Here is a 26,734-nt window from a genome sequence, read left to right as displayed (position 1 = left end):
CTCCGAGCGTCTCCTGGAAGCCGGACATCTCCTGTCAGGTATCCGTGTGGCGTCCCGGCCGTGTCGCCGGGCCCGGCGGCGGGTCAGTGGCCGCGATCGATCCAGGCCTCCAGATGGGGTGCCTCCGCTCCGATCGTGGTGGTGGCGCCGTGTCCGGTACGGACGACCGTGTCGGCCGGGAGGGTGAGCAGCCGGTCGCGGATGGATTCGATGATCGTCGGGAAGTGGGAGTAGGACCGGCCGGTCGCCCCCGGGCCGCCCTGGAAGAGGGTGTCACCGGAGAAGAGGCTGGCCAGGCCCGGGTCGTAGAGGCAGACCGCGCCGGGAGCGTGGCCCGGGGTGTGCAGCACGGTCAGGTCGGTGCCGGCGACCTCGATCACCTGGCCGTCCTGGAGCCAGGCGTCGGGCATGCGGTCCGGGTGGGTGAGCTTCCACAGCGGCAGGTCGTCGGGGTGGAGCCAGATGGTGGCCCCGGTGAGCTCGGCCAGGGCGGGAGCGGCGTCGATGTGGTCGTTGTGGGCGTGGGTGCACACGATCCCGCGCAGCCGGCGGTCGCCCACGACCGCGGCGATGGCGGCGGCGTCGTGCGCGGCGTCGATCACGACGGCCTCGTGGTCGTCACCCACGATCCATACGTTGTTGTCGACCTCCCAGCTGCCGCCGTCGAGCTCGAACGTGCCCGAGGTGACGAGGTGTTCGACACGCGCGGTCATCAGAACACCACCACCGAACGCAGCACGTCGCCGTGGTGCATGCGCTCGAAGGCCGCCTCGATGCCGTCGAGGGCGATCGTCTCGCTCACGAACGCGCCCAGGTCCAGGCGTCCTTGGAGGTGCAGGTCGATCAGCATCGGGAAGTCGCGGGACGGCAGACAGTCGCCGTACCAGGACGACTTGAGGGCGCCACCGCGGCCGAAGACGTCGATCAGCGGGAGTTCGAGCTTCATGTCGGGGGTGGGTACGCCGACGAGGACGACCGTGCCGGCGAGGTCGCGGGCGTAGAAGGCCTGCGTGTACGTCTCGGGGCGGCCGACGGCCTCGATGACGACGTCGGCGCCGAAGCCGCCGGTGAGTTCGCGGATCGCCTCGACGGGGTCGGACGTCTTGGAGTTGACGGTGTGCGTCGCGCCGAGCTTCTCGGCGGTCGCGAGCTTGCGGTCGTCGATGTCCACGGCGATGATCTTCGCCGCGCCCGCGAGCCGGGAGCCCGCGATCGCCGCGTCGCCGACTCCGCCGCAGCCGATGACGGCGACGGTGTCGCCCCGGCCGACGTTGCCGGTGTTGATGGCGGCGCCGATGCCGGCCATCACTCCGCAGCCGAGCAGTCCGGCGACCGCGGGGGAGACCGCCGGGTCGACCTTGGTGCACTGTCCGGCCGCGACCAGCGTCTTCTCGGCGAAGGCGCCGATGCCGAGGGCCGGTGAGAGTTCGGTGCCGTCCTTGAGGGTCATCTTCTGCCGGGCGTTGTGGGTGTTGAAGCAGTACCAGGGGCGTCCGCGCCGACAGGCCCGGCACTGTCCGCACACGGCGCGCCAGTTGAGGACGACGAAGTCGCCGGGTGCCACGTCCGTGACCCCGGCGCCGACCGACTCCACGATTCCGGCCGCCTCGTGGCCGAGCAGGAACGGGAAGTCGTCGTTGATGCCACCCTGCTTGTAGTGCAGGTCCGTGTGACAGACCCCGCAGGCCTGGATCTTCACCACGGCCTCGCCCGGCCCCGGATCGGGCACGACGATGGTCTCGACGCGCACCGGCTCGTTCTTGCCCGGCGCGATGACGCCCCGTACTTCCTGCGGCATGTGAGTAAGCCCTTCCCTAGGTGGACCTTCCATCGACCGACCCTACGGTGTGACCGGCCGGTAGAAGGCCAGCCGGTCCGCGGCGGTCCAGGTCGCGGGGCACGGCACGGCGACCGAGGCGACGACGTGCACGGTTCAGAGCCCCGCCACACCCCCGCGGACAGCACCCTTCACCTTCTTCGGATACCCCCGGGGGTACCTCTGCTACGGTTGAGATACCCCCGGGGGTAATTTCACCGAGCCGGACCGAGCCGGGAAGCCCTCGGGCTTTCCGCGGGAGAGGAGTGCAGCCGTGTTCTTCGTCGACACCATCGAGGTGACGGGCCTGGGCAACCGGAGCTATCTGGCCGGAGGCCCCCGCACGGCCGTCGCCGTCGATCCGCCCAGAGACGTCGAGCGGGTCGTCGCGGCCGCGGCCCGGCGGGGCGTGCGCATCGCGTACGTCGTCGAGACGCACCTGCACAACGACTATGTGAGCGGCGGCCTGGAGCTGGCCCGGTTCACCGGGGCCGCCTACCTGGTCCCGGCCGGAGCCCATGTCGCCTTCCGGCGCGTGCCCGTGACCGACGGGGACGCGGTGGAGGTGGACACCGGGCTGACACTGCGGGCGCTCGCCACGCCAGGACACACCCCGCACCACACCTCGTACGTCCTCGACGAGCACGGACGGGCCGTCGCCGCCTTCACCGGCGGCTCCCTGCTCATCGGCACCGTCGGCCGGCCCGATCTGGTGGAGCCGCGGCTGACCGGGGAGCTGGCCCGGGCGCAGCACGCCTCGGCGCACCGGCTCGCCGCGGAGCTGCCCGACGACACCGCCGTCCTGCCCACCCACGGCTTCGGCAGCTTCTGCTCCGCCGGGACCGCCGAGGGCGACGCGACCACGATCGGGCGCGAACGCGCGGGCAACGAGGCCCTGGTCAAGGACGTCGACACGTTCGTCGCGGATCTGCTCGCCGGGCTCGACGACGTGCCCGCGTACTACGCCCACATGGGCCCCGCCAACGCCCGGGGCCCGGCCCCCGTCGATCTGACCCCGCCCGCGCTCGCGGACGCCGCGGAGATCGCCGCGCGGCTGGCGGCCGGCGAATGGGTCGTGGACCTGCGCAGCCGGCTCGCCTTCGCGGCGGGGCATGTCGCCGGAGCGGTCAACTTCGAGGCGGACGGACAGCTCGCCGTCCATCTGGCCTGGCTGCTCCCCTGGGGCAGGCCGGTCACCCTGCTCGCCGACTCCCCCGAACAACTCATGCACGCACAGCGCGAGTTGGCGCAGGTCGGGGTGGACCGTCCGGCCGCCGCCGCGATCGGCTCGCCCGCCGACTGGGTGCGCGAGGGGGAACGGCCGCGCGCCTTCCGCCGTGCCTCGTTCGCCGAACTGGCCGAGGCGTACGCCTCCCCCGGCAGGACCGTGATCCTGGACGTCCGGCGTGACTCCGAGCGTGCCACGGGGCATGTCGCGGGTTCGCTGCACATCCCCGTCCACCAGGTGCGCGACCGGCTCGGGGAGATACCCGCCGGGACCGTCTGGGTGCACTGCGCCGGGGGCATGCGGGCTGCGATCGCCGCCTCGCTGCTCGACGCGGCGGGCCGCGACGTCGTGGCCGTCGACGACTCCTTCGCCGCCGCGGCCGCCTCAGGCCTGCCCATGACCCACCCGGCCCCCGCGGCCCCCGGCAGCCCCGCGCCACCAGACACCACCGCGACGCCGGGAACGCCCGCGCCACAGACCACCACCACGACTCCCGGCACGCCCGCACCACAGGCCGTCGCCGCAGCCTCCGGCACGCCCGCGCCACAGACCACCACCACGACTGCCGGCACGCCCGCACCACAGGCCGTCGCCGCAGCCTCCGGCACGCCCGCGCCACAGACCACCACCACGACCTCCGATCCGGCCTGTCGCGCTCCCCAGGGCACCACGGCGTGAGCGTCCTGGTCCTCGCCCTGGTCGCCGGTGCCGTGACCGGGCTCGCGCTCGGGGCGCTGGGGGGCGGCGGCAGTGTCCTGACCGTGCCCGCCCTGATCTACCTGCTCGGCTTCACGCCCTCGGCGGCCACCACGGCCAGTCTCGTCATCGTCACCCTCACCTCGGCGACCGCGCTGTCGGCGCACGCCCGGGAAGGCGCGGTCCGCTGGCGGGCCGGTGCGCTGTTCGCTGCGGCCGGGCTGATTCCGGCGGCACTGGGCGGGGCGATCTCGGGGCAGCTGCCTCCCGCCGTGCTGACGGGCGCGTTCTCGCTGATCGCGGGGCTCGCGGCGGTCCGCATGCTCAGGCCTGCGGCAGGAGAGCCCGGGAGCGCGCCCGCGGGGGCCGGCCGGATCACCGGAACGGGCGCCGGTCTCGGCGCGGTGACCGGGGTCCTGGGCGTGGGCGGCGGCTTTCTCGCCGTACCGGCCCTGGTGAACGTCGTCGGGCTGCGGATGCGGGCCGCGGTCGGCACCAGCCTGCTGGTGATCACGGCGAACTCGCTCGCGGCACTGTCCGCCCGCGCGGGAACGGCGCGGAGCCTGGACTGGGCGGTGGTCGCGCCGTTCGCCGGGGCCGCCGTCCTCGGCGCCTGGGACGGCAAGCGGCTGGCGGCCCGGGTGTCGGGCGGCACGCTTCAGCGGATCTTCGCCTGGGCCCTGCTGGCCGTGGCCGCGCTGATGCTCCTGGACGTCGTGCTGTGAGGCTCAGGCGAGCGACAGGAAGAGCTTCTCCAGCCGGGCCCGCATCTGTGCACTGGTCTCGCCGTTCTCCGCGCCGTTCTCGACGTCGGTCAGACACTGCTGGAGCCCGGTGGCGATGATCGCGAAGCCGGCCCGGTCCAGGGCGCGGGAGGCGGCGGCGAGCTGGGTGACCACCTCCTCGCAGTCACGTCCCTCCTCGATCATCCGGATCACTCCGGAGATCTGTCCCTGCGCCCGGCGCAGCCGGTTCAGCACCGACTTCAGCTCGGCACCCGCGAGTTCCAGTTCCACGAACACTCCTCCATTCATACCCCTAGGGGTATTCTACTCCGCCCTGTGGGGCACCCCAGAAGAGCAAGGATGACACTCCCCATGCACACCCCGACCGCCCTCGACGCCGACCAGGCCCACGGCCGCCTCGGCGAGCTGACCGTCATCGACGTCCGCACCCCCGGCGAGTACGCCTCCGGCCATCTGCCCGGCGCCCTGAACATCCCGCTGGACCGGCTGCACCGTGCGCTGCCCGTGCTCGGGAACGCCCGTACCGAACTGCTCCTGGTCTGCCGCTCCGGGGCCCGTTCGGCGAACGCCCGCGCCCTGCTGGCCGAACACGGGGTGCACGCCGCCACGCTCACCGGCGGCACCGGCGCCTGGGCGGAACGCGGACTCGAACTGCACCGCCCGGCCACCGGCACCCGGGCCGGCTGGTCCATGGAGCGCCAGGTCCGCTTCACCGCCGGCACCGTCGTCCTCGCCGGCCTCGGCCTCGGACTCCTGCGCCCCGCCTGGCGGTTGGTCTCCGCCGGTGTCGCGGGCGGGCTGGTCTTCTCCGCGCTCACCGACACCTGCGGCATGGCCGCGCTGCTCGGCAGGCTCCCGCACAACCGGCCCCGCGCGGCCGACCTCGACGCCACGCTGGCGGCACTTGAGGAGCGCGTGTCCTGAGTCCCCGGGCCGGCACGGTGGTCGGGGCGGGTCCGGGCGGGTCGCCGACGTAGCCTGAACGCCCCGCCTCAACTCCCGCAAGGAGCACCGTGAGCCTGACCGAGACCGCGCCCGAGGCGCCCGCGTGGCGCCTGCTGCTCGGGTACGTACGACCGCATCGCCGGGCCCTGTTCGCGGGCGCGCTGCTGGCGCTCACGACCGGGGCCACCGGACTGCTGCTGCCCCTGGTGGCACGCGGGCTCATCGACGACCTGTCGCACGACAAGTCGATCGGGCGGGCCCTGCTCGGCATGGCGGCCCTCGTGGTGACCAACGCGGCCTTGGGAGCGCTGGGTTCGTACGTGCTGCGGCGCACCGCGGAGTCGGTGGTGCTGGGCGCGCGGCGCACGCTCTCGTCGTATCTGCTGCGGCTGCGCATACCCGCCGTGGACCGGTCCGAGCCCGGCGACCTGATGGCGCGCATCACCTCCGACACGACCCTGCTGCGCGAGGTCACGACCGATTCCCTGGTCGGCCTCGGCACCGGCGGCCTCACGCTCGTCGCGACGGTGGTGATGATGGGCCTGGTCGACGTGGTGCTGCTCGGTGTCACGCTGGGCGTGGTGCTGTCCGCGGGCACGGTGCTCGCTCTGATCCTGCCCCGCATCAACCGGGCCAGCAGGCGCGCCCAGGACGCCGTCGGGGCGATGGGTGCCTCACTGGAGCGGACCCTCGGCGCACTGCGGACGATCAAGGCGTCGGGCGCCGAGCACCGTGAGGAGCGGACCGTGCACGAGGCCGCCGAGGAATCCTGGCGGCAGAGCGTGCGGGCGGCCAAATGGGCGGCTGCCGCGGGCAACACGGCCGGTCTGGCGATGCAGATCGCCTTCATCACGGTCCTCGCGGTGGGCGGCGCCCGGGTCGCGACCGGCGCCATCCACGTCGGCACCCTGGTCGCCTTCCTGCTGTACGTGTTCTATCTGATGTCCCCGATCCAGCAGGTCGTCGGCGCGGTCACGCAGTACCAGACCGGCGCCGCCGCGCTCGCCCGTATCCAGGAGGCCCTGCGACTGCCCGCCGAACCGGCCGCCCTGCCCGCGCCGCTGCCGGCGCCGGACGCGGAACCCGTGGCGCTCACCTTCGAGGACGTCCGCTTCCGGTACGCCGACGACCTGCCCTATGTGCACCGGGGCGTGACGTTCGCCGTCCCCGCCCGGGGCCTGACCGCGTTCGTCGGCCCCTCCGGCGCCGGCAAGACCACGGTGTTCTCGCTCATCGAGCGGTTCTACGAGCCCGAGGCGGGCCTCATCAGCGTCGACGGCCTCGCGCTCGACGACTGGGAGCTGCCCCGGCTCCGGTCCTCCATCGGCTATGTGGAGCAGGACGCGCCGGTACTGTCCGGCTCCCTGCGCGACAACCTGCTGCTCGGCAACCCGCAGGCCGACGAGGACGAGCTGACCGGGGTGCTCGGGACGACGCGCCTCGACGGCCTCGTGGCCCGGCTGCCCGGCGGCCTGGACACGCTCGTCGGTCATCGGGGCACCAAGCTGTCCGGCGGCGAACGCCAGCGCGTCGCGATCGCGCGGGCCCTGCTGCGCCGCCCCCGGCTGCTGCTCCTGGACGAAGCCACCTCGCAGCTCGACGCCGTCAACGAGGCCGCGCTGCGTGACACGGTGGCCGAAGTGGCCCGTACGACGACGGTTCTGGTGGTCGCGCACCGGCTGTCCACCGTCACCTCGGCCGACCGGATCGTCGTGATGGACGCGGGCCGTGTCCGCGCGGTCGGCACCCACCGTGAACTGGTCTCGGCGGACGCGCTCTACGCCGAACTGGCCGCCACCCAGTTCCTCGCGACCGCGGGGTGAGCCGGGCACCGGGGCCGCGGGCGGGCACCGCGCTCCGGCGAAAAAGCCCGCGAGGGTTGCTTGGCGAGGGCCCGGCTCTCCTCTAAGGTGATGCCTTCTTTCCGCCACGGGGGCGGTCGTCTTCCAGACGCGACCGGCCCCGACCGGGCGGCGAGGCACGTCCCACCCGATCCACAGGCGACTGATCATGGTCAAAGACCGACACACGGCCGGACAGGCCGTTCCCGGGATCATCTTCGCGGCCCCCGTCGGCACACCCGCCGGCCTGGAAGTGATCTCCCTGGCCGCACTGCGCGCCCGAGCCCGTGCCCGGGGCGCCGATCTCGGCGCGCCGCAGCGTCCCGCCTTCCACCAGATACTCACGCTCGCCTCCGGCACCCTGTGCCAGACGGTGGACTTCACCGGGTACGAGGTCGGGCGGGACTCCTGGCTGTGGACGCGCCCGGGGCAGGTGGTGCAGTGGGGAGACCTCGCCCGGGCCGAGGGGACGCTGATCGCCTTCGAGCGGGACTTCCCGGGCCCGGCCACCGTGCGTGCGGCCCTGCTCGACGATCCGCACGCCCGGGTGCTGCGCACCCCGGGAGGCGAGGCCGCCACCTCGCTGCGGGTGGCGGCAGCGCATCTGGAGCACGAGTTCGGGTCACCGGGGCGGCTGCCGCGCGAGGCGCACGGTGCCGTTCTGCGTCATCTGCTGGACGTGCTGGTCCTGCGACTGACCCATCTCGACGGGGCCGGCGTCCGGGCCACCCTGCCCAGCGAAACCTTTCTTCGCTTCCGGGCGAGCGTCGAACGGGACTTCGCCCACACCCGCCGGGTGGACGATTACGCGCTCACCCTCGGCTACTCGGCCCGCACCCTGTCCCGGGCCGCCCTCGAATCGGCGGGGATCGGCGCCAAGGAGTTCATCGACCGCCGGGTGATCCTGGAGGCCAAGCGGCTGCTCGCCCACACCGACCTGGCCGCCGCCCGCATCGCCGACAGGCTGGGCTTCTCCAGCGCCACGAACTTCGCCAAGTACTTCCACCAGCGGGCCGGACAGCCACCCATCGCGTTCCGCACGGCGGTCCGCGGACGGGTGGACTGATCCGGCTTTCGGCTCGGCTTTCGGCTTTCGCTAGCCCTGGATGCCCGGGAGCAGTCCGGTGACGGGAGCGGCGAGGTCGGTCACCTGGTGCAACTGGTTCAGGTCGTTCAGCCGGTTCAGACCGGCGAGCTGGGAGGAGGGCCGCGGAAGCTGGGCCTGCGCGGCGGCGGGGAGGTCGCTCGTCGCCAGCGAGTCCAGCGTGGTGATGGGGTTCAGCTTCCCGGCGTCGTGGGCCTCGGAGCCCGCGGCCGTCGCCATCGGCGCGGCGAGCCCGGTGACGCCGACGGCGAGACCAACGGCGGCGACGATACGTCGTGTTGAGATCATGCAATCAGCAACGCCGCGGGCCCCGCGGCGGACACGGCCCGGCGCCCGCGCTCACCCGAGAGGCGGATCGCGCGCCTGCGTTTGCCGTCGGCCGCGAGGCGGAGGACGCTCGATACTGAGGCGTTTCGCGGCCGGCTCGTGACCGGCCCGCGCCTTCCTGAGGAGGACACCGCCCGAGGAGGTCACTCATGGGCACAGCGACAACCCCCGCCTTCGACACCGAGGCGCTGCGCCGGGGCATCGAAGGACACAGTGCGGCGGATCTGCTGTCGCTCTACGCGGACGACGCGGAACTGCGCATCGTGGACCGCAACACCCAGCCCAGCCACCCGATGGTCAAGCACGGCCGTGCCGAGATCGCCGAGATGCTCAACGACGTCTACAGCCGGGACATGACGCACAGGATGGACCAGTGCGTCGTCCAGGGCGACCACGTCGCCTACACCGAGACCTGCGTGTACGGGGACGGGGTGCGGGTGATGAGCACGTCGATGATGTCGTTGCGCGACGGCAAGATCATCGAGCAGACGCTGGTACAGGCATGGGACGAGTAGGGAGGAACTGGCCGAAGGTCCAGGTCACATCTCGTGTGACCTGGACCTTCTCGGCCGGGGCCGCGTTGGGGAGGTCCCGTCCTGACCGGTCCCGGCGGCACACGGTCTCCGCGGCGGGTCTGCGCGCGTCCGCCTCCCTGCTGGACTCGATCCTGCGGACCGCCCGTACGCGTCCCCGCCCGCCGGTTCCTCCCGCTCCCCGGAGGCTGCGGATCCGGCGCCGTTGAGCCGCACCGGCCGGCGCGCGCCGCGTTCGGGGACGGCCGAGCCCTCTTCGAGAACGGCCGGGCCGGCTCGACGACGGCCGGGCCGCCTTCAGAGCTGGGTCGGAACGGCCCCCGAGACGGGTTCCGCCGCCCGCAGGACCATCGGGGAGGCCCGGTCGACGAGGTCGTGCAGGAGCGCCGAATAGCCCGCGTCGCCCCCGAGTTCGCGCAGCAGACCGTGAGCCCTGTCGCGGAAGGCACCGATGCCCTCCGCGTAGCGGCGCAGCACGTCCGGTGCGAGAAGGACGCCGATGAGCGCCGCCGCCGCGTCGGGCGAACGACGTGCGGCGGCGTGCAGTTCCAGGACGTGGACCGCGGCCTCCCGGCCCGCGCTCTCCAGCGCGCACGCCAGCAGGTAGGTCACCGTGCCGTTCGCGAGGTCCTCGTTGCGGCCGGACAGGATGTCCTGCTGGTCGTTGAACAGCTGCCACAGGACACCGAAGACATTGCCGAACTCCCGCCAGAGCTCGACACGTTCGTCCGGACGGCCGGCCAGCCGCGCCGCCATGGCCGTGACCATGCTGTACGGCGCGCCGGACTTCCCGAGGTACGACGCGACCACGGCGTCGCGTGTGGCCGTGTCAACGTCCGCGCGAAGGTCCCTCAACTGCCCCTCGGTGGCACCGATCCAGCACCTCACGACCTCCGCCGACAGCGGGGCGCGCGCCTCCTCGGGGATCCGCGGGGACTGAACGACGAGCAGCGGGAGGGGAATTCCGCCGATGACCGTGGCGAGCAGCGCCTCGCTCTCCCGAAGACCGCCGGCGGCGAAGACGGCCTGACCGTCGGCGAGGTCGTCCAGGTAGCACGCGGAGGTCCACCACAGTTCATGGACGACGGCCAGCGGTACGGCCGGTCCGGGCGCCCCCGTCTCCACGGCGTGGACGATCACCGGGAGCACGGAGTGGGGGTAGGCGAAGGTCCGGTGCTCCAGGAGTTCGGCGACCGCGGCCCGGACGGACGGGGCCGCGGGACCCAGCAGGTCGAGCGCCCGTTTCCGCTCCGCCTCGATGTCCGCGGACATCTCCCCGTGCAGCTCCCTGTACGACTTCGCTCGCACGCAGCCCACCCCCACCACTCCCCTGTTCGAGCACCGATTCGATCATTCGCCATGATGGCGAGCCAGAGCAACGTTGCGCCATGGCCGGTTTATTGGGGAACACTCTCCCGCGGGTGAAGCTCGGGGGCGCCGGCCGGGAACCCCCGCCATACTGGCCCCCGTGCGAGTAGCGATCATGACCGCGGGTTCGCGGGGCGACGTGGCGCCGTTCACCGGTCTCGGCCACGGTCTGGTGCGGGCGGGGCACGAGGTCACCCTGGTGACGCACGGATGCTTCGCGGAGCTGGTCGCGGGCTCGGGGGTGGACTTCCACGCGCTGCCCGTCGATCCGCGGGCCGAACTGGAGTCCGAGCAAGGGCGTAGCCTCCACCGGAGCGTGACCGGAGCAGGAAAGATCTTCCGGCTTGCGGAACTGGCCCGGTCGCTCGCAGGGCGGCTGACCGGCGACATGATCGCGGCCGCCCGCTCCAGCGACGCGCTCCTGCTGTCCGGTTCGCTGGGTCCGCTCGGCCACTGTGTCGCCGAGTGCCTGGACCTGCCCAGCATGGGAGTGAACCTCCAGCCGCTGGCGCCGACGCGGGAGTTCCCCCCGCCCGTGGCCGGCGTCCGGTCCTGGGGTCCCGCCGTCAACCGGGCGGCCGGGCACGGGGTGAATCTGGCCGTCGAACGGGTCTTCGCCCGGACGGTGCGGGATCTGCGCGGGCAGTTCGGTCTGCCGCCCCTCGGGCCCCTCACGGCCCGGCGCGCCCGGGAGCGGAGCGCCTGGCCGGTGCACCACGGGTTCAGCCCCCTGGTGGTGCCCCGGCCGCGGGACTGGCGGCAGGGGCTCGCCGTGCGCGGGTACTGGTGGCCCTACGTCGGCGAGGACGCCCGGCTCCCCTCCGCGCTGGCGGACTTCCTGGACGCGGGCCCGGCTCCGGTCTACGTGGGCCTGGGCAGCGCGACCGTCCCCGATCCCGGCCGGCTGAGCGGCGAGATCGTGCGCGCCCTGCGCGCCGCCGGGCTACGCGGGGTGATCCAGCGGGGATGGGGGGAGCTGCGCGCGACCGGCGACGACATGTTCACGGTCGGCGAGGTGCCGCACTCGCTCCTGTTCCCCCGGGTGGCGGCGGTCGTGCACCACGCCGGGGCGGGTACGACGGCGGCGGGCCTGCGGGCCGGGGTCCCGGCGGTGCCCTTGCCGGTCCAGTTCGACGAGGGCTTCTGGGCGGCACGGCTGGTGGCGCTCGGGGTCGCGCCCGGCGTCCTGTCGCCCCGGGGGCTCCGCGCCGAACGGCTGGCACCGGCCCTGGTCAGGGCGGTCACCGAACCCGCGTTCCGGCGGAACGCGGGGATCCTGGCGGAACGCCTGCGCACCGAGGACGGCGTGCCCCCGGTCGCGGAGACACTGGCCCGGCTCGGACACCCCGGACGCCCCTGAGGGCTCCGCGCCGACGGAAGCGGCGGTCGCGGCAGCTCCCCCGCCCGGGGGGCGTGCCGCCCCCTCGCGGGCTCATTCGCCAACGGGGTCACGACCCCGTCCCCGACGCCTACGGGGTCACGGCCCCCTCCGAGTCCCCGGCGGCGGCGGGGCGCAGCATTCCGAGCAGTTGGCGGACCAGTTCCTCCACCACCTCGTCCAGGGTCGCGTCCACCCAGCCGGCGTTCCAGTCGTGCAGCAGACCGTTCACGCTGCCGATGAAGGCGGTGGCGGCCAGCCGGTAGTCGCGCGGCGCGGCCTCTCCGCGGGCGACGGCACCCGCCGCCTCGCCGCAGATGAACTGCACCCAGCGGGCCCGGCGGGCCAGCCGCTGCTCCTCCAGCCGGGCGCTCACGCCGATGATCTCGACGAAGGTGATGCGGATGCGGCGCGGATCGCTCGTCACGTTCGCCGCGTAGGCGCGGAAGAGCTCGGTGGCCCGCTCGGCGAGCGGGAGGTCACGGGCCTCGGCGAGGGCGGCCAGCGCGGCTTGCTCGGCCCAGTCGTTCACCTGGAGATGGAGGGCCGCCAGTACGTCCTCCAGGCCGCGGAAGGCTTCGTAGAACTGGCGCGTGGACAGTCCCGCCGTCTCGCTGAGGGCCGCCACGGTCGTGGACCGGTAGCCGGGTCCCGCGCCGAACAGCTGGAGCCCGGCGTCGAGGAAGCGGGCGCGGCGCTCGGCCTGCCGTTCCTCGGCCGTCCTGCCGCCGTACCGCCCGGTGGGCTGTCTGAGTCTGCCCGCCACGCCTACCTCCCCTCGCCGCCGGCACGAACCGGCGTTCGCCCCTTCGGCGATTTTCTCGCGCACCGCCCCTTGTGCGGAGACTCCCCCAGTCCTTACTTTCCAGTAAGTGCACTTTGAAAGCGGGCGTGTTCAGATTTTGACTTGTCATGATCCTGACACTAATTTGTCCTCTCCGCATCTCGCGAACAGCACAGCGCGACACAGCACGCTCCTGGTCCACCGCGCCGCCACCCGCACTCCCCCACTACGACAGGGACCTGCTCATGTCCGTCCACGGAGTCAGACACCTCTGCACGCTCGCCGCCGCCCTGACGCTCACCCTCGGCGGTACGGCGACCGCCGCCTCCGCCGTCGGCGCGCAGGCGCAGCCCACCGATCTGCGGGAGGTGATGTTCGTCGGCAACAACTGGGAAGGCACGGCGGACGTCATCAGGTCCTCCGGCGACTTCGCGAAGGTCGGCCGCATCGACGTCATCCCGGACAAGGCCGCGCGGCTCGCCGCGATCAACGCCGATCCCATCAAGTGGGCCTACTTCATGGGCATCCGCAACGGCGTCGGCGAGGGACACGACCAGTTCGTCGACGACATGTACTCCACGCCGGACGGCAGGTCGGTGGTGGTCTCGCGGCCGAGCTTCGCCGACGTCGTCTCGATCGACCTCGCCACCGGCCGGATCAACTGGCGTTTCCCCGTGGCGGGTTACCGCTCGGACCACATGGCCGTGTCACCCGACGGCGCCCGGGTCGCGGTGTCGGCCTCCACCGCGAACACCGTCCATGTGCTCGACATCGCGACGGGCGGACAGCTCGGCTCGTTCACCACCGGAGACAAGCCGCACGAGAACATCTTCACCCGTGACGGCAAGTACATCTGGAACATGGCCATCGGGGACGTCACCACCGCGCTCGACGACCCGTGGCTGGACTGGACGAAGGGCGACCGGAAGATCACGGTCGTCGACGCGTCCACCTTCAAGCAGGTCAAGGTGATCGACATGCGTCAGCGCCTCGACGCGATCGGCCTCAGGGACTTCTCCGACGCCGTCCGCCCGGCCGTCTTCTCGCCGGACGAGTCCAAGCTGTACTTCCAGGTGTCGTTCTTCAACGGCTTCCTGGAGTACGACGTGGCCACCGACAGAATCACCCGGGTGAAGACCCTCCCGAAGAACCCCGCCACCAGCAGTGACCGCACGACATGGGTCAACGACTCGCGCCACCACGGCATTTCGATGAACCCCTCGGGCACCAAGCTGTGCGTCGCGGGGACGATGGACGACTACGCGACGGTCGTCGACCGCGCGACCCTCCAGGAAGGGCCGCTGGTCCCCGCCTCGAAGCCGTACTGGGCGACCGTCAGCGGTGACGGCAAGGACTGTGTCGTCTCCGAGAGCGGCGCCGACCAGGTCACCGCCATCGACTTCGAGACGGGGCTGAAGACGGTGTCGGTGCCGGTCGGCGATCACCCCCAGCGGGTCCGGCTCGGCCATGTTCAGGCGAACTGGACCGGCCCGAGCGGAAGCTGACGCCCTGTCAGCTGAACCGGGCGGCGGCCCAGGCGGTGAGTTCCGTCCGGGCCCCGTTCAGCAGGGCGGCGGAGGGGGCGCTCGCCCCGTTCGTGACCAGCGCGTAGTGCACGGTTCCCGAGCCGGAGGCGGTGAGCAGGAGGCGGCGGCTTCCGGTGCCGCCCGGTTCGGGAACCACGGCGACGGGCGTGGCCGGGGTGTAGGCGGGTGGGGAGAGGATCGCCCCGAGGTCGGAGACCACGGTCGTGGCCGCCGTGGGGAAGGAGGCCGGCAGATGGAGTTCGGTCGGGGCGGTGCCGGGGCCGGAGCGCCAGACGAGCAGACCGTACTGTCCCGTCCCCACGAGCTGGGAGACCTGGGGCAGGGTCGGGGGAACCGGGTTCCAGGTCAGCGTGGTGGAGCCGTCCCGGGAGCGGTCCTCGTAGGTGAAGGCCAGGGTGGAGCCCGCGGTGGCGGCGGGGTAGAGCCGGTCGAGGAGCCGGGCGTCCTGGCGCAGGACGGCCGTGCCCGTGTCGTCGAGGCGCACGGCGGACATGTCCTCGTCGTTCCAGGCGTCGCCCGAGGTCAGGACCTTGCCGGGGTTGTCGTTCATCAGCTCGTGGTGACGGCCGCTGTAGAGGTCCCACTGCCACTGGGCGCCCGACAGGACCGGTCCGGAGGAGGCCGCCCCGGACCACCAGGCGGCGCCGGAGAGACGGGAGTCGAGTGCCTGGTACATCGCCTTGTCGACGGTGGGGGCCTTGTCCGAGACCGTGCCGGAGAGCGGGTGGCCGAACTCGGAGACGACGGCCGCCGTCCCGGCGGCGCCGGCCCGGTCCCGCAGCGTCCCGAGGTCGCCGGTGTACTGGCCGTCTCCCGCCTTGCCCCACATGAGGATGCCCGAGATGGCCTTCTGGTCGTAGAAATGGGTGTTGAGGACGTAGCGCGGGCCGAGCGTGCCCGCGTCGAGCAGTCCGCCCTCCTGCTTCTGCGAGCTGATGTTGGCGTTCCAGAAGAGGTTCGGTTCCACGAAGGCGGGCTTGTCCTGCCAGCCTGCCGCGTCCATGCGGGCCCGGAACCTCCCGTAGAACGGCCAGAGAAGGTCGCGTTCCCAGGTGCGGCTGGTCTGGCCGGAGTCGTAACTGCCCGCGTAGGGCTCGTTGTACGGGTCGAAGCCGGTGACGCCCGCGAACTCGGCGGGGGTGAGGTGCTGGGCGACGTAGGTCATGGTGGCCTGGGCCGTGGTCAGGAAGGCGTCCTGGAGCCCGTAGGAGTTGTGCCAGAAGTCGTACTGTGCCGCCTTGACGGCGTTGTTCTGGGTGATGTTCTGGCCCCAGAGGAGACAGACGCCGCAGGACTCCTGGGGGTAACCGCCCGCGGTCACGGCCCACTTGGGGGCGCCGTCGCCGGAGTACCAGCTGCCCGTGTTGAACAGGTACCGGGAGTAGAGGTCCTGGTGGAAGTCGGGGAGCACACGGATTCCCGCGTCGAGGAAGGCCCGCATCTGGTCGGTGGCCGCGGCGAGATAGGCGGTGCCGACCTGGCCGCGGACCGGTTCGGCGTGCGCCCAGGAGAGCAGGAAGCGCACGGAGTTGCCGCCGCCCAGGGCGCGCAGCGCCGTCGCGGACTTCACCGCGTCGGCGACCGAGGCGAAGGGCAGTCCGCCGTTCTCCTCCAGCTTGGTCTCGCCGGAGACGTTGTAACCGCGCAGGACGACCTCCCGGCCGAGGCCGTCGAGGAAGCGGCCGTTCGTGACCGTGAGGGTGGCGGCGGCCGGCTGGTCGAACCAGAGGGAGTCGGGGAGTCCGTCCGCGGCGGCGGGCCGGGTGCCCGCAGCCGTGAGGAATCCGGTGAGGAGTACGAGGACGCCGAGCAGACGCGCACGTAACTTCGTCATGTACACAACAGTCCTGCCGGTGCCGGAAGGCGTCAACACCTCTGACTCCCGAGTAAGTTTCTCGTTTCACCGCCCTCGCCCGCGGTGCCGCGGGCGCGTCCTTCGCCTCACCCGCCGACCCTGCGGGTGAGGTTCAGCAGGTACTCCTTGCGGTCCAGCGGGTTCAGATCGGTCCGCGGACGGTCCGGGACCGATCCGTGCGCCACGGGCGCGTAGTGGTCGAAGGCGCACTCCAGCTCGCCCTCCCCGCGCGTCAGCCCCGGCAGCCGCTGCTCCAGTTCGTGCGCCCGCGCCACCGGCAGGACCCCCTCCAGCACACACGAGGACCCGTCGATCCTCGTGGTCCCCGGCACGGCCCGCTGCCTGGCCAGCTCCGGCAGCACGGCGCCGAGCGTGTCCGCGGGCGCCTCCAGCCGGAAGCGGTGCATCGGCTCGTACACCTGGCTGCCCGCCTCGCGCAGGGCCGCGGTGAGCACCAGCGGGGTCAGGCCCCTGAAGTCGGCGCCCGTGCTGGACATGCTCTTGTCGAATCCCTGGTGGGCATGGCTCTGGCGCGGCGAGTAGCCCGAGTGCGTCATCGTGACCACGCAGTCGGTGACCTGCCACCCGTGCAGTCCCTGCCCCAGGGTCTCCTCGACGGTGTCCTCGACCGCCTTGAAGAACGCGTACGGCATCGATCCGAGCTCGGCCTCCAGCCGGAACCGCACACCGGAGCCGACCGGCGCCGGGTCGATCCGCAGTCCGACGGTCGCGAGAAAGGGATGCGCGTCCTTCTTGTTGAACGCGACCGACGCGCCCGTGCCCAGGGGCCGTTCGACGCACAGCGGAGTCGTCTCCCGGAAGTGGACGTCGATGCCGTACTCGTCGGCAAGGGTCGCGTGGAGCACCTCCTTCTGCACCTCCCCGTAGAGCGATACGGAGATCTCTCCCCGCCGTTCGTCGTGCCGGAGGCCGATCAGCGGGTCCTGCTCGGCGAGTTGGGTGAGCGCCGTGTGCAGCGCCCCCCTGTCGGCCGGACGGCCGGGCGAGACGACGGTCTCCAGGGTCGGCGGGGCGAAGTGATGCCCGCCCGCCTCCGAGGGCCGCGGCGCGCCGATGGTGTCGCCGATCCGGATCGCGCCGAGCCCCCACAGCCTGCCGATGCGTCCGGCCGTCACGGACGCCTCACGGACCGCCGTCCCCTGGTCGAAGACGCTGATCGCGGTGACCTTCCCTTCCTCCCCGTCGCGCAGGACGATCCGGTCACGGGTCCGCAGGGTTCCCGAGAACATCCGCGCGTACGCGATCTTCTCCCCGGCCGCTCCCCGTTCGACCTTGAAGACGGTGCCCGACATCGGCCCCTCGCTGTCCGCCTGCGCCGGGGGCAGCAACTCGCGGATACCGGCGATCAGTTCGGTGACGCCCGCGCCCGTCGTGGCCGATCCGAAGAACACGGGGTGCACCAGGGCCTGCCCGGTCTGCCGGACGAGCGCGGCGCGCAGGCGCGCGTCCGGCACGCCGTCCTCGACGTACGCGGCCAGCAGTTCCTCGTCGTGCCCGGCGAGCGGGTCGAGGAGGCGCGGTCGCAGCCGATCCGCGGAGTAGGGGGTGAAGTACGCGGCGGGCGTGCCCGGTTCGCCGGGCTCGCCCATCGGCACGATCGCCGGCGTGAGACGCTCGGAGATCTTCTCCAGGATCTCCTCGTGCCGGGCTCCACGGCGGTCGATCTTGTTCACGAAGATCAGCGTGGGAAGGCGCAGCCGCTGGAGCGTCCGCATCAGCACGCGGGTCTGCGCCTGTACGCCCTCGACGGCCGAGACGACCAGGACGACGCCGTCGAGCACGCCGAGGACCCGTTCCACCTCGGCGATGAAGTCCGGGTGACCGGGGGTGTCGATGAGATTGACGGTGAGGTCGCCGACCGCGAAGGAGACGACGGCGGATCTGATGGTGATGCCGCGCTGCCGCTCCAGCGCGAGGAAGTCGGTCCGGGTGTTCCCGTCGTCGACGCTGCCGATCTCGTCGATGACCCCGGCCGTGTACAGCAGCCGTTCGGTCAGGCTTGTCTTACCGGCGTCTACGTGCGCCAGGATTCCCAGGTTGAGCATATGCACCGGGTGTCATGTCCTTCGAGATGAGAGAGATTCCTTCCTGGGGGGACATGAACGGTGCGCGCATGGGGTGCTCCTCGGTCCTGGTGAACGTGTTCCCGCCAGTGCAGCAGTGGGCCGCCCGGGACGGCAACGTATTAACGCTCAACGAAATCTCGCCGCGGGGCGGATCCTTGAAGGTGGCCGGATCCTGATCCTCGAAGGTGACCGGATCCTCGTGGGGCCTGACCGACGGCGAGAGGAGCGGACGATGCGCGACATCCTCCCCGCGCTGCACGCGTGGTATGCGGCCGGATCGCCCTTCGGGCTGGCCACGGTGGTGGCGGTGGGCGGCAGCGCGCCCCGCGACCCGGGTGCGGCCATGGCCGTGGGGCCGGGCGGGGAGATCGTGGGCAGTGTGTCCGGCGGCTGTGTCGAGGGAGCGGTCCTCGAACTGGCCCGGGAGGTGATCGCCTCCGGGGAGACCCGGGTGGAGACGTTCGGGTACAGCGAGGACGAGACCTTCGCCGTGGGGCTGACCTGCGGCGGAGAGATCACCGTGCTGGTGCGCCGGGTGTCGGCTCCGGGCGATCGGGCACTCCCGGCGGTGGCCGGGGCGGTGGCGGCGGGCCGCCCGGTGACACTGGCGACGGTGGTCGACGGCCCGGCCCCACGGGGAGCGACCCTGGCCGTACGGCCTCGCCCGGACCGGCCCGGGGACGGCTTCGTCCCCCTCGCGTCCGCCCCGGCACCCCCGGACACGGCACCCCCGGACACGGCACCCCCGGACACGGCAGGCCCGGACACGGCAGGCCCGGGCTCGCCCCATCCGGGCGGCCCCGCAGACCTGGCAGGCCCGGCGGCCTCGCCCCGTCCGACCGACCCCTCAGACCCGGACGGCCCGGCGACCGGCACGGAGTGTGACGTGTTCGGGTCGCTCGGGGTGGCCGGGGTGGATCGGGCCGTCGTGGCGGACGTGTGCGGCGGGGCGGCGCGGGGGTTCACCGGGCGGCGTCACTACGGGCCGGACGGCGTCGCCGTCTTCCTGCACTCCTTCGCGCCCCCGCCGCGCATGCTGGTCTTCGGCGCGATCGACCACGCGGCCGCCGTGGCCCGCGTCGGCACCTTCCTCGGCTACCGGGTCACGGTGTGCGACGCCCGCCCCGCCTTCGCCGTCCCGAGGCGGTTCCCGGAGGACGTGGAGGTCGTCGTGGACTGGCCGCACCGCTATCTGAGCGGTACGAGGACCGACGAGCACACGGTGGTCTGCGTGCTCACCCACGACCCCAAGTTCGACGTGCCCCTGCTGGAGGAGGCGCTGCGCCGCCCGGCCGCCTACATCGGGGCGATGGGCAGCCGCCGCACCCACGAGGACCGCCTGGAGCGGCTGCGCGCGGCCGGCGTCCCGGAGAGCGGACTGTCCCGGCTGCGCTCCCCCGTCGGCCTCGACCTCGGAGCCCGTACGCCGGAGGAAGTGGCCGTGTCCGTCGCGGCGGAGATCGTCGCGGTGCGCCGGGGCGGCACCGGCGTGCCCCTGAGCGCGCGGAGCGGCGCGATCCATCCTCGCTGAGCCGACCGCCGGATCAGCCCGTACGCGGGGGCAGCCGGTGCAGGGTCACCTCGGCGAGCCGGCCGTCCCCGCTCACCGTCGCGGTCATGTACGTGCAGTACGGCTCGCGGCGGCGGTCCGTCGGCGAGCCGGGATTGAGCAGGCGCAGACCGGTGGGCGCGGTGCTGTCCCAGGGGATGTGGCTGTGCCCGAACACCAGGACGTCGAGGTCGGGGAAGCGCCGCGCGCAGCGCTGTTCACGGCCCCGCGCGCCGCCGGTCTCATGGACGACGCCGAGGCGCAGACCGCCGAGTCCGGCGCGGGCGATCTCGGGGAGGCGGGCCCGCAGGCCGGGGCCGTCGTTGTTCCCGTACACCCCGAGGAGCCGTCGGGAGCGGGATTCCAGGAGGTCCAGGGTGGCGGTGTCCACCCAGTCCCCCGCGTGGATCACGACGTCGGCCGAGGGCAGTTCGGCGAGCAGCGGGGCGGGGAGTTCCCGGGCCCGCCCGGGCAGGTGGGTGTCGGACATGAGCAGCAGCCGCACGGCTTCACCTCGTCAGTCGAGCGCGATCTCGCTCCAGACCTGCTTCCCGCCGCTCACCGGCACCGTGCCCCACGTCGCCGACATCGCCTCGACGAGCAGGACGCCGCGGCCTCCGGTGGCCTCCCAGCCGATGCTGGTGGGCTTGATCGGTGTGCGGGGCGAGTTGTCGGCGACCGCGATGCGCAGGCGGTGGTTGAGGAGGGTGAGGTCGAGCCTGACCTGCCCGTCGGTGTGCACCAGGGCGTTGGTGACGAGTTCCGAGACGATCAGCAGGGCGGCGTCCGTGTACTCGGTGACGCCCCAGCTGCGCAGGGCGCGCCGGGTGTAGCGGCGGGCGTGCCGGACCGCCTCGGGTACCCGCCAGACGGTCCAGCTCTCGCGGAGCGGCAGTACCTCCATGCCGTCGTAGCGCATCAGCAGCAGGGCCACGTCGTCGCTGCGGTTGGCGCTCGTGAGCAGTTCGTCGGCGACGAGCCCGAGCTCGGCGGGGTCGGAGCCGGCGAGGCCCTCGGCGAGGCGTTTCAGGCCGTCCTCGATGTCGAGCTCGACGGACTCGACCAGGCCGTCGGTGGTCAGCGCGACGATGGTGCCGGGCTGGAGCCGCAGCGGGCTCATGGGGAAGTCGGTCTGCCGGATGACGCCGAGGGGCGGCCCGGGCTCCGACTCGGGGACCTCGGTACGGCCGTCCGGGTGGCGCAGCACGGGCGGGATGTGTCCGGCGCGCACATACCAGGCGGACCCCTCCTCCATGTCGATGTCGACATAGCAGCAGGTGGCGAAGAGGTCGGTCTCCAGATCGAGGAGGAGCCGGTTGGCGTGCGAGACCACCACGTCGGGCGGGTGGCCCTCGACGGCGTAGGCGCGCAGGGCGGTGCGCATCTGGCCCATGACGGTGGCGGCCGAGGCGTTGTGTCCCTGGACGTCGCCGATGACGAGGGCGACGTGGTTGTCGGGCAGCGGGATGACGTCGTACCAGTCGCCGCCGACGTCCAGGCCGGAGGTGGTGGGCAGATAGCGGGCGACGGCGACCGCGCCGGGCAGCCGGGGCAGTCGGCGCGGGAGCAGGGTCCGCTGGAGCATGCTGATGAGTTCGTGCTCGGCGTCGAAGGCGTGGGCGCGCACCAGGGCCTGCCCGGCGAGTCCCGCGGAGGCGGTGAGCAGCGCCCGCTCCTCGGGGGCGAACTCGTGCGGGGTGTCCCAGCCGATCAGGCAGGCGCCCGCCATGCGTCCGCCCGCGGGCAGCGGCAGGACGGCGAGTCCGCCGGGGCCGACCTCGGAGAGCGCGGGTTCCAGGTCGGCGCCCGCGGGCCAGATGGCGGGACGCCCCTCGTTCAGGGCCGCCGCGAGCGTGGGCATGGCCCGGACGGGGGCGTCGGGCCACTCGGAGCGCCATTCACTGCGCCACAGCTCCGGCCAGAACTCCGGCTGCGGGGGGTCCAGGAGGGTGACGACGAGGCGGTCGCCCTCCAGCTCGGCGACGGCGATCCGGTCGGCCTGGAGGGGTTTGCGCAGGGCGGTGACGACGGCCTGGCCGACGTCGCGGACGGTGCCGGCGGTGGCCAGGGCGGCGGCGAGCCGCTGGACGCGGCCCACGTCGCTGACCCCGGAGCGCAGCTTGGAGGCGTCGGAGACGGTGCCCACGAGCCGTGCGGGACGGCCCTCCCCCGAGGGCAGCAGGCGGGCGCGCAGCCGGAGCCACAGGTGTCCGCCGGACGGCTGGAGGATGCGGAACTCCAGTTCGCGGTCGCCGATGGACATGTGGTCCGGTTCCACCGCGGACATCAGTGCCGGGAGGTCCTCGGGGACCGCCATGGACAGCAGGGTCTCGACCTTGCCGTCGAAGGCGGTGGGGGACAGCCCGAACAGTTCGAGCACCTCGTGGTCGACCTCGACGTGCCCCGTGTCCATGGCGAGGCTGAACGAGCTGGCGGGCAGTTCCGCCGTGTCGTCGGGCAGGGGGGCCGGTGGGCAGACGACGGCCTCGGCGAGCAGTCCGAGGCAGGCCCGGTCCTCGGCGCCGAATCCGTCGGGGTTGTCGCTGACGGCGACCAGGCAGCCGGTCCGGTCCCGCAGGGGCAGCACGGCCAGCGTGAAGTCCTGGAAGGACAGCCGCCGGGCATCGGCGCAGTGGGCGAGCTGCTCGGGGCCGAGCCAGCAGGGCTCTCCCGTGCGCAGGGCCTCGGCGGCCGGGGAGCCGCCGGGCAGGGGGTAGCTGTCGCGGAGCCCGTACAGCGTCCTGGGCACTCCTGCGGACTCGGCCAGATGCAGTTCACCGCCGCTCACACTGGGTGAGTACACGGCTGCCACGGTCGCACCGGTGAAGACGAGCGCCTGTTCCAGCAGGCGGTGCAGCCGTTCGCGTGGGTCGAGATCCGCGGTGAGCGTCTTCAGGGCAAGTTCGGCACGCGACGTTCTCGTTCCGCGTTCCGCAGCACCCTCACTGACCACGCCGTCATTACAGCGCTTCCCGGGCTCGGGCGCAGCCCCTGTGACCGTTCCGAACGCGTCGGGCCTGCGGTGGAGCCCGTGCGGGACGGCCGATCGAACGCAATCGAAACCGTCGTGACGCTTGGGCCGCACACCGTGCTCCCGGGGCGGGGCCGGTTCGCCGTGCGCGATCGGCCGCCAGGGAGGAGCCTTGTCCCCTGGAGGTGCGGAGGTCGTGGACGGCCCCGCGAGGAGGTGGTCGCCGTGTCCGAGGGACTGGAGGCCGCGCAGGCACCGGCGGCCCGGCCGGCCCCCGTGGGACGTCCGCTGCTGTCGCTGACCCTGGCCTCGATGCTCGACGACGTGCACGCGCACTCGGGAGCCGTCTATCTGCTGGCCTCGCGCGAGCCCGTCCTGGAGATGGCGGTCTCCGCGGGGCTGCCGCGCGCCTTCGCCGCTCCCTGGGAACGTGTGGGGCTCAACGCGCCGATCCCGGTCGCCGAGGCCGTACGGGAGCGGCGGCTGGTCTGGGTGGGGGGCGAGCAGGAGATGGCCCGCAGGTATCCCCGGATCGCCGTGGTGCTCCCCTACCCCTTCGCCCTGGCCGCGCTCCCGGTGGCCACGGCGACCACCGTCTACGGCGCCGCCTACGTCACCTGGCCCGGCTCGCACCCGCAGGACCTCTCCGACCGGGAACGCGAACGGCTCACCGCGGCCTGCGACCGGCTCGCGCTGCGCCTGGAGCGGGCCGCCGCGGAGAACCTCCCGCTGCACCCCGAGCCCGACCTGCTCACGCCGTCGGCGACGGATCCCGGCGGCACGCTCGGCACGGTGGAGGCCACGCGGATGGTGGGGCGGCTGCCGTACGGGCTGTGCTCGCTGGATCTGCACGGGCGGGTCGGTTTCGCCAACGCGGCGACGGCCGAGCTGCTCGGCGTGCCGGTCAGCCGTCTCCTGGGCACCCAGCTGTGGGCGGCGGTGCCCTGGCTGAACGACCCGGTCTACGAGGACCGCTACCGGGCAGCGCTGATCAGCCAGCACGTGACCTCCTTCGTCGCGCTGCGGCCCCCTGGAGACTGGCTGTCGTTCCGGCTGTATCCGAGTACGAGCGGGCTGAGCGTGCGGATCTCGCGGGCCAGGCCGGTGTCCGAGATGACGCGGGCGGGACCGCAGCGGCGTGACGGCAGCCCGCGCCTGGTGACGATCTCCCATGTGCTGAGTCTGGCGAGCGCGCTGACGGAGGCGGCGGGGGTGCAGGACGTGGTGCAGCTGGTGGCGGACGAGATCTCGCCCGCCGTCGGGAGCCAGTCCCTGGTCGTCCTCGCGAGCCGGGCCGGGCGCATGCACGTCCTGGGGCACCGCGGCTATCCGGACGCGCACATCGTGGAGCGGTTCAACGGGCTGCCGCTGAGCGAGCCGACGCCGGGCGCCCAGGCCCTGAACACGGGGGTGCCCGCGTTCTTCGACTCGCGCGAGCAGCTGGAGCGGCTGTACCCGTCACGGAACGCGACCCCTGACGGCATGGGGGCGTGGGCGTATCTGCCGCTGGTCGCCTCCGGCCGGGCGGTGGGCACGTGTGTCCTCGGGTACACGCAGTCCCACCACTTCGCGCCCGACGAGCGGGCGGTGCTGACCAGTCTGAGCGGGCTGATCGCCCAGGCGCTGGAACGCGCCCTGCTCTACGACGCCAAGCTCCAGCTCGCCCAGGGCCTCCAGGCGGCGCTGCTGCCGGCCTCGCTGCCGCCGCTGGCCTCGATCGAGGCGGCGGCACGCTATCTGCCGGCGACCCAGGGCATGGACATCGGCGGTGACTTCTACGACCTGGTGTCCTCGAACGGCCGGGCGGCGGCGGTGATCGGGGACGTCCAGGGGCACAACGTGACGGCGGCGGGGCTGATGGGGCAGCTCCGTACCGCGGTCCGCGCGTACACGGCGGTGGGTCAAGGGCCGGGGGAGGTGATGGGAAGCACCAACCGGCTGCTCATCGACCTGGGCACCGAGCTCTTCGCCAGCTGTCTGTATCTGCGGCTGGACCCGGCGCGCCATGTCGCCGTGATGGCCAGGGCGGGGCATCCGCCGCCGCTGCTGCTGCGTCCCGACGGCAAGGTGAAGGTGCTCGACCTGGCGGGCGGGCCGCTGCTGGGGATCGACGCCCACGCCGTCTATCCCACGACCGAGGTGCCGCTGATCCCCGGGTCCGTGCTCGCCCTGTACACCGACGGTCTGATCGAGACCCCCGGTGTCGACATCGAGGACGCGCTCGCCGATCTCGCGCGCAGGCTGGCCGCGAGCGGGCACCAGCCGCTGGACGAGCTGGCCGACACCCTGCTCCAGCGGGGCGAGGTCGCGCAGGAGCGGCCTGACGATGTGGCGCTGCTGCTGCTGCGGGTACGGCCGCACGGCGGGAGTAGTGGCCCCGCATGAGGGCGGTCCGACCCTCCCGCCGGAGGGCCGGACCTGTCCACCGTCGGCCGGAATTCCCTGTTCCGTTGGCCGCTCAGTGGTTCTTGATCGCCGGGTTCACCGGCTTCACGGCGTGGACACGAGGCCCGAGCCGTCACCCGAGGCCGCGGCCGACTGCTGGGCCGCCGCGCCGGACTTGTGGTGCTTCTTGTGCCGGTGGTTCGTACCGCTCTGTCCGGTGCCCGCGCCCGGGTCCGTCGCGGCCGGGTCGGCCGCGCTCGCGCTGGGGTCGGCCACGCCGCCCGCGCCGGGGTCGGCCGCGCTCGCGCTCGGGTCCACCGCGCCCGGGTCCGTCGCGCCGGGGTCGGCCGCGCTCGCGCTGGGGTCGGCCGCGCCGCCCGTGCCCGCCGCACCCGCGTCTCCGGCGCCCAGCGTCGCACCGACCGCGGCCAGCGCGGTGGTGACGGGCTGGAAGAAGGTCTCGCCGCCGGCCGTGCAGTCGCCGCTGCCGCCGGAGGTCAGGCCGACCGCGCCGCCGTCCTGGGTGAACAGCGAGCCACCGCTGTCGCCCGCCTCGGCGCACACATCGGTCTGGATGAGGCCCGTGACGGTGCCCTCCGGGTAGTTCACGGTGGCGTTGAGGCCGGTCACGTTGCCGTTGTGCAGACCCGTGGTGCTGCCCATCCGGAAGACCTGCTGGCCGACCGCGGCTTCCACGGCCTGGTTGATCTGGACGCTCTGCCCGTTGCCGACGTTGACGGCACTGTTCGTCTGCGTGGCCGGGTCGTCGTACTTGACGAGGGAGAAGTCGCCCGCCCCGGGGAAGGTGGCCTGGTCGACGGTGGCGATGGACGCGCCGGTCTGCGAGTCCGACCACTTGGCGGCGGCGACACCGCAGTGGCCCGCGGTGAGGAAGGCGGGGGTTCCGTCGCCCGCGGTGACGTTGAAGCCGAGCGAACAGCGCACGTTGCCGCCGAAGATGGCGTCGCCGCCGTCGACGAAGGGCTTGAGGGTTCCCGCCGACTTCGAGAGGGTCGCCACGCCCGAACCGAGGTTCTTGACGGTCGACTCCACGGTGTTCCACTTGTCGCCGGTGACCGTGGAGTCCGCGGTCACGCGGATCTCGTTGGTCTTCGGGTCCACGGACCACGCCGTGCCCGGGACGGTCGCGTCGGCCTTGAGCGTCTTGGCGGCGCTCGTCAGCGCGGCGGTGCTGTTCTGCACCTGGTGGGCCACCGCGCCGGCCTTCTCGATCTGGTCGACGGCGTTGCTGTTGTTACCGACGATGTTCACGACGAGCTGCTTCTGCTGCGCGTCGTAGTACGAGCCGGCGAAGGTGTCGCCCAGCTGGGTGGCCAGCATGGAGGCGACGTTCGAGACGTCGTTCGCCTTGAAGGTTCTGGGAGTGGCGGCATCCCCGTTCGACTGCGACGCGTTGGCGTTGGGCAGCAGCAGAGCCGCCGCTCCGAGCGCCGCGACGCCTCCCACCGCGATGGCGGCCTTGCGCTTGGGTATCCGTTTGTGACTCAACTCTTGACCTCCTGGGGACGGGGGCGGTGCCGCGTCCGGCAGCTGACTAGGGGGCGCCTGCTTG

20 protein-coding genes and 1 pseudogene are annotated in these 26,734 nt (G+C 72.7%); 10 read left to right on the top strand and 11 right to left on the bottom strand.

What is annotated here, in order from left to right; translation table 11 throughout:
- Positions 1–83: 83 nt before the first annotated feature.
- Entirely contained in the window at positions 84–713 is a 630-nt protein-coding gene (locus tag ACZ4AA_RS30485) for an MBL fold metallo-hydrolase (RefSeq protein ID WP_467609837.1), read from the bottom strand.
- Positions 713–1,798 (bottom strand): S-(hydroxymethyl)mycothiol dehydrogenase, encoded by a 1,086-nt coding sequence (locus tag ACZ4AA_RS30480; protein WP_467609835.1) that lies wholly within the window; start codon positions 1,796–1,798, stop codon positions 713–715. Before ACZ4AA_RS30480 ends, ACZ4AA_RS30485 begins: the two co-directional genes overlap by 1 nt.
- 292 nt (positions 1,799–2,090) lie before the next feature.
- On the opposite strand from ACZ4AA_RS30480, the pseudogene ACZ4AA_RS30475 reads away from it, so the two are divergent.
- Both ACZ4AA_RS30475 and ACZ4AA_RS30470 read left to right on the top strand, forming a co-directional pair.
- Positions 2,091–3,437 (top strand): annotated as a pseudogene (locus ACZ4AA_RS30475) (rhodanese-like domain-containing protein); the annotation flags it as partial.
- A 281-nt stretch (positions 3,438–3,718) separates the two neighbouring features.
- Positions 3,719–4,465, top strand: coding sequence for a sulfite exporter TauE/SafE family protein (locus tag ACZ4AA_RS30470; protein WP_467609833.1), 747 nt, complete (start codon positions 3,719–3,721; stop codon positions 4,463–4,465).
- Positions 4,466–4,468: 3 nt separating this feature from the next.
- Here ACZ4AA_RS30470 and ACZ4AA_RS30465 read toward each other — a convergent pair whose 3' ends face one another.
- Positions 4,469–4,756 (bottom strand): metal-sensitive transcriptional regulator, encoded by a 288-nt coding sequence (locus tag ACZ4AA_RS30465; protein ID WP_467609985.1) that lies wholly within the window; start codon positions 4,754–4,756, stop codon positions 4,469–4,471.
- Positions 4,757–4,837: 81 nt separating this feature from the next.
- On the opposite strand from ACZ4AA_RS30465, the gene ACZ4AA_RS30460 reads away from it, so the two are divergent.
- The 3 genes from ACZ4AA_RS30460 (at position 4,838) to ACZ4AA_RS30450 (ending at position 8,338) form a co-directional block, all read left to right on the top strand.
- Complete coding sequence (locus tag ACZ4AA_RS30460; RefSeq protein ID WP_467609830.1) at positions 4,838–5,410, top strand: rhodanese-like domain-containing protein; 573 nt, start codon at positions 4,838–4,840, stop codon at positions 5,408–5,410.
- A gap of 89 nt (positions 5,411–5,499) precedes the next feature.
- Positions 5,500–7,254 (top strand): ABC transporter ATP-binding protein, encoded by a 1,755-nt coding sequence (locus tag ACZ4AA_RS30455; RefSeq protein WP_467609828.1) that lies wholly within the window; start codon positions 5,500–5,502, stop codon positions 7,252–7,254.
- 187 nt (positions 7,255–7,441) lie between these two features.
- Positions 7,442–8,338: an AraC family transcriptional regulator gene (locus tag ACZ4AA_RS30450; protein WP_467609826.1), complete on the top strand. Its 897-nt coding sequence runs from the start codon at positions 7,442–7,444 to the stop codon at positions 8,336–8,338.
- Positions 8,339–8,368: 30 nt separating this feature from the next.
- Here ACZ4AA_RS30450 and ACZ4AA_RS30445 read toward each other — a convergent pair whose 3' ends face one another.
- Positions 8,369–8,665: a hypothetical protein gene (locus ACZ4AA_RS30445; RefSeq protein ID WP_467609825.1), complete on the bottom strand. Its 297-nt coding sequence runs from the start codon at positions 8,663–8,665 to the stop codon at positions 8,369–8,371.
- A 188-nt stretch (positions 8,666–8,853) separates the two neighbouring features.
- On the opposite strand from ACZ4AA_RS30445, the gene ACZ4AA_RS30440 reads away from it, so the two are divergent.
- A complete protein-coding gene (locus tag ACZ4AA_RS30440) occupies positions 8,854–9,219 on the top strand; it encodes a nuclear transport factor 2 family protein (RefSeq protein WP_467609823.1) in 366 nt (121 codons plus the stop codon).
- 315 nt (positions 9,220–9,534) lie between these two features.
- On the opposite strand, the gene ACZ4AA_RS30435 is transcribed toward ACZ4AA_RS30440, so the two are convergent.
- The gene (locus ACZ4AA_RS30435) at positions 9,535–10,545 is read right to left on the bottom strand and encodes a polyprenyl synthetase family protein (protein ID WP_467609821.1); all 1,011 of its coding nucleotides are present in this window, start codon (positions 10,543–10,545) and stop codon (positions 9,535–9,537) included.
- A gap of 175 nt (positions 10,546–10,720) precedes the next feature.
- Between ACZ4AA_RS30435 and ACZ4AA_RS30430 the strand changes: the two genes are divergently transcribed.
- The gene (locus tag ACZ4AA_RS30430; protein ID WP_467609983.1) at positions 10,721–11,965 is read left to right on the top strand and encodes a glycosyltransferase; all 1,245 of its coding nucleotides are present in this window, start codon (positions 10,721–10,723) and stop codon (positions 11,963–11,965) included.
- 109 nt (positions 11,966–12,074) lie between these two features.
- On the opposite strand, the gene ACZ4AA_RS30425 is transcribed toward ACZ4AA_RS30430, so the two are convergent.
- On the bottom strand, positions 12,075–12,749 hold the full coding sequence (locus tag ACZ4AA_RS30425; protein WP_467609819.1) for a TetR/AcrR family transcriptional regulator: 675 nt from the start codon (positions 12,747–12,749) through the stop codon (positions 12,075–12,077).
- 263 nt (positions 12,750–13,012) lie between these two features.
- Between ACZ4AA_RS30425 and ACZ4AA_RS30420 the strand changes: the two genes are divergently transcribed.
- Complete coding sequence (locus ACZ4AA_RS30420) at positions 13,013–14,272, top strand: YncE family protein (protein WP_467609817.1); 1,260 nt, start codon at positions 13,013–13,015, stop codon at positions 14,270–14,272.
- A gap of 7 nt (positions 14,273–14,279) precedes the next feature.
- On the opposite strand, the gene ACZ4AA_RS30415 is transcribed toward ACZ4AA_RS30420, so the two are convergent.
- The gene (locus tag ACZ4AA_RS30415; RefSeq protein ID WP_467609814.1) at positions 14,280–16,148 is read right to left on the bottom strand and encodes an endoglycosylceramidase; all 1,869 of its coding nucleotides are present in this window, start codon (positions 16,146–16,148) and stop codon (positions 14,280–14,282) included.
- A 107-nt stretch (positions 16,149–16,255) separates the two neighbouring features.
- Positions 16,256–18,235, bottom strand: coding sequence for a GTP-binding protein (locus ACZ4AA_RS30410; RefSeq protein ID WP_467609981.1), 1,980 nt, complete (start codon positions 18,233–18,235; stop codon positions 16,256–16,258).
- Positions 18,236–18,488: 253 nt separating this feature from the next.
- Here ACZ4AA_RS30410 and ACZ4AA_RS30405 point away from each other — a divergent pair, with 253 nt between their 5' ends.
- Positions 18,489–19,787, top strand: coding sequence for an XdhC family protein (locus ACZ4AA_RS30405; protein WP_467609812.1), 1,299 nt, complete (start codon positions 18,489–18,491; stop codon positions 19,785–19,787).
- Positions 19,788–19,800: 13 nt separating this feature from the next.
- Here ACZ4AA_RS30405 and ACZ4AA_RS30400 read toward each other — a convergent pair whose 3' ends face one another.
- Together ACZ4AA_RS30400 and ACZ4AA_RS30395 are read right to left on the bottom strand one after the other, a co-directional pair.
- Positions 19,801–20,310 (bottom strand): metallophosphoesterase family protein, encoded by a 510-nt coding sequence (locus ACZ4AA_RS30400; protein WP_467609810.1) that lies wholly within the window; start codon positions 20,308–20,310, stop codon positions 19,801–19,803.
- A gap of 12 nt (positions 20,311–20,322) precedes the next feature.
- Positions 20,323–22,758 carry a SpoIIE family protein phosphatase gene (locus ACZ4AA_RS30395; protein WP_467609808.1) on the bottom strand — a complete coding sequence of 812 codons (2,436 nt, stop codon included), beginning with the start codon at positions 22,756–22,758 and terminating at the stop codon, positions 20,323–20,325.
- A gap of 234 nt (positions 22,759–22,992) precedes the next feature.
- On the opposite strand from ACZ4AA_RS30395, the gene ACZ4AA_RS30390 reads away from it, so the two are divergent.
- Entirely contained in the window at positions 22,993–25,161 is a 2,169-nt protein-coding gene (locus ACZ4AA_RS30390; protein WP_467609806.1) for a SpoIIE family protein phosphatase, read from the top strand.
- Between the two features lie 105 nt (positions 25,162–25,266).
- On the opposite strand, the gene ACZ4AA_RS30385 is transcribed toward ACZ4AA_RS30390, so the two are convergent.
- Complete coding sequence (locus ACZ4AA_RS30385; protein WP_467609804.1) at positions 25,267–26,670, bottom strand: S1 family peptidase; 1,404 nt, start codon at positions 26,668–26,670, stop codon at positions 25,267–25,269.
- Positions 26,671–26,734: the final 64 nt, after the last annotated feature.

It is taken from the genome of Streptomyces sp. NPDC024698, assembly GCF_055559015.1.
The sequence above is the reverse complement of the archived record's forward strand: the minus strand, read 5'-3'. Positions and strand labels throughout refer to the sequence as shown.

Bases quoted from the DNA above. Each gene is read 5' to 3' on its own strand.
- ACZ4AA_RS30405 (WP_467609812.1), top strand. From the start codon at position 18,489: ATGCGCGACATCCTCCCCGCGCTGCACGCGTGGTATGCGGCCGGATCG.
- ACZ4AA_RS30420 (WP_467609817.1), top strand. From the start codon at position 13,013: ATGTCCGTCCACGGAGTCAGACACCTCTGCACGCTCGCCGCCGCCCTG.
- ACZ4AA_RS30440 (WP_467609823.1), top strand. From the start codon at position 8,854: ATGGGCACAGCGACAACCCCCGCCTTCGACACCGAGGCGCTGCGCCGG.
- ACZ4AA_RS30460 (WP_467609830.1), top strand. From the start codon at position 4,838: ATGCACACCCCGACCGCCCTCGACGCCGACCAGGCCCACGGCCGCCTC.
- ACZ4AA_RS30445 (WP_467609825.1), bottom strand. From the start codon at position 8,665: ATGATCTCAACACGACGTATCGTCGCCGCCGTTGGTCTCGCCGTCGGC.
- ACZ4AA_RS30410 (WP_467609981.1), bottom strand. From the start codon at position 18,235: ATGCTCAACCTGGGAATCCTGGCGCACGTAGACGCCGGTAAGACAAGC.
- ACZ4AA_RS30450 (WP_467609826.1), top strand. From the start codon at position 7,442: ATGGTCAAAGACCGACACACGGCCGGACAGGCCGTTCCCGGGATCATC.
- ACZ4AA_RS30480 (WP_467609835.1), bottom strand. From the start codon at position 1,798: ATGCCGCAGGAAGTACGGGGCGTCATCGCGCCGGGCAAGAACGAGCCG.
- ACZ4AA_RS30415 (WP_467609814.1), bottom strand. From the start codon at position 16,148: ATGACGAAGTTACGTGCGCGTCTGCTCGGCGTCCTCGTACTCCTCACC.
- ACZ4AA_RS30485 (WP_467609837.1), bottom strand. From the start codon at position 713: ATGACCGCGCGTGTCGAACACCTCGTCACCTCGGGCACGTTCGAGCTC.
- ACZ4AA_RS30430 (WP_467609983.1), top strand. From the start codon at position 10,721: ATGACCGCGGGTTCGCGGGGCGACGTGGCGCCGTTCACCGGTCTCGGC.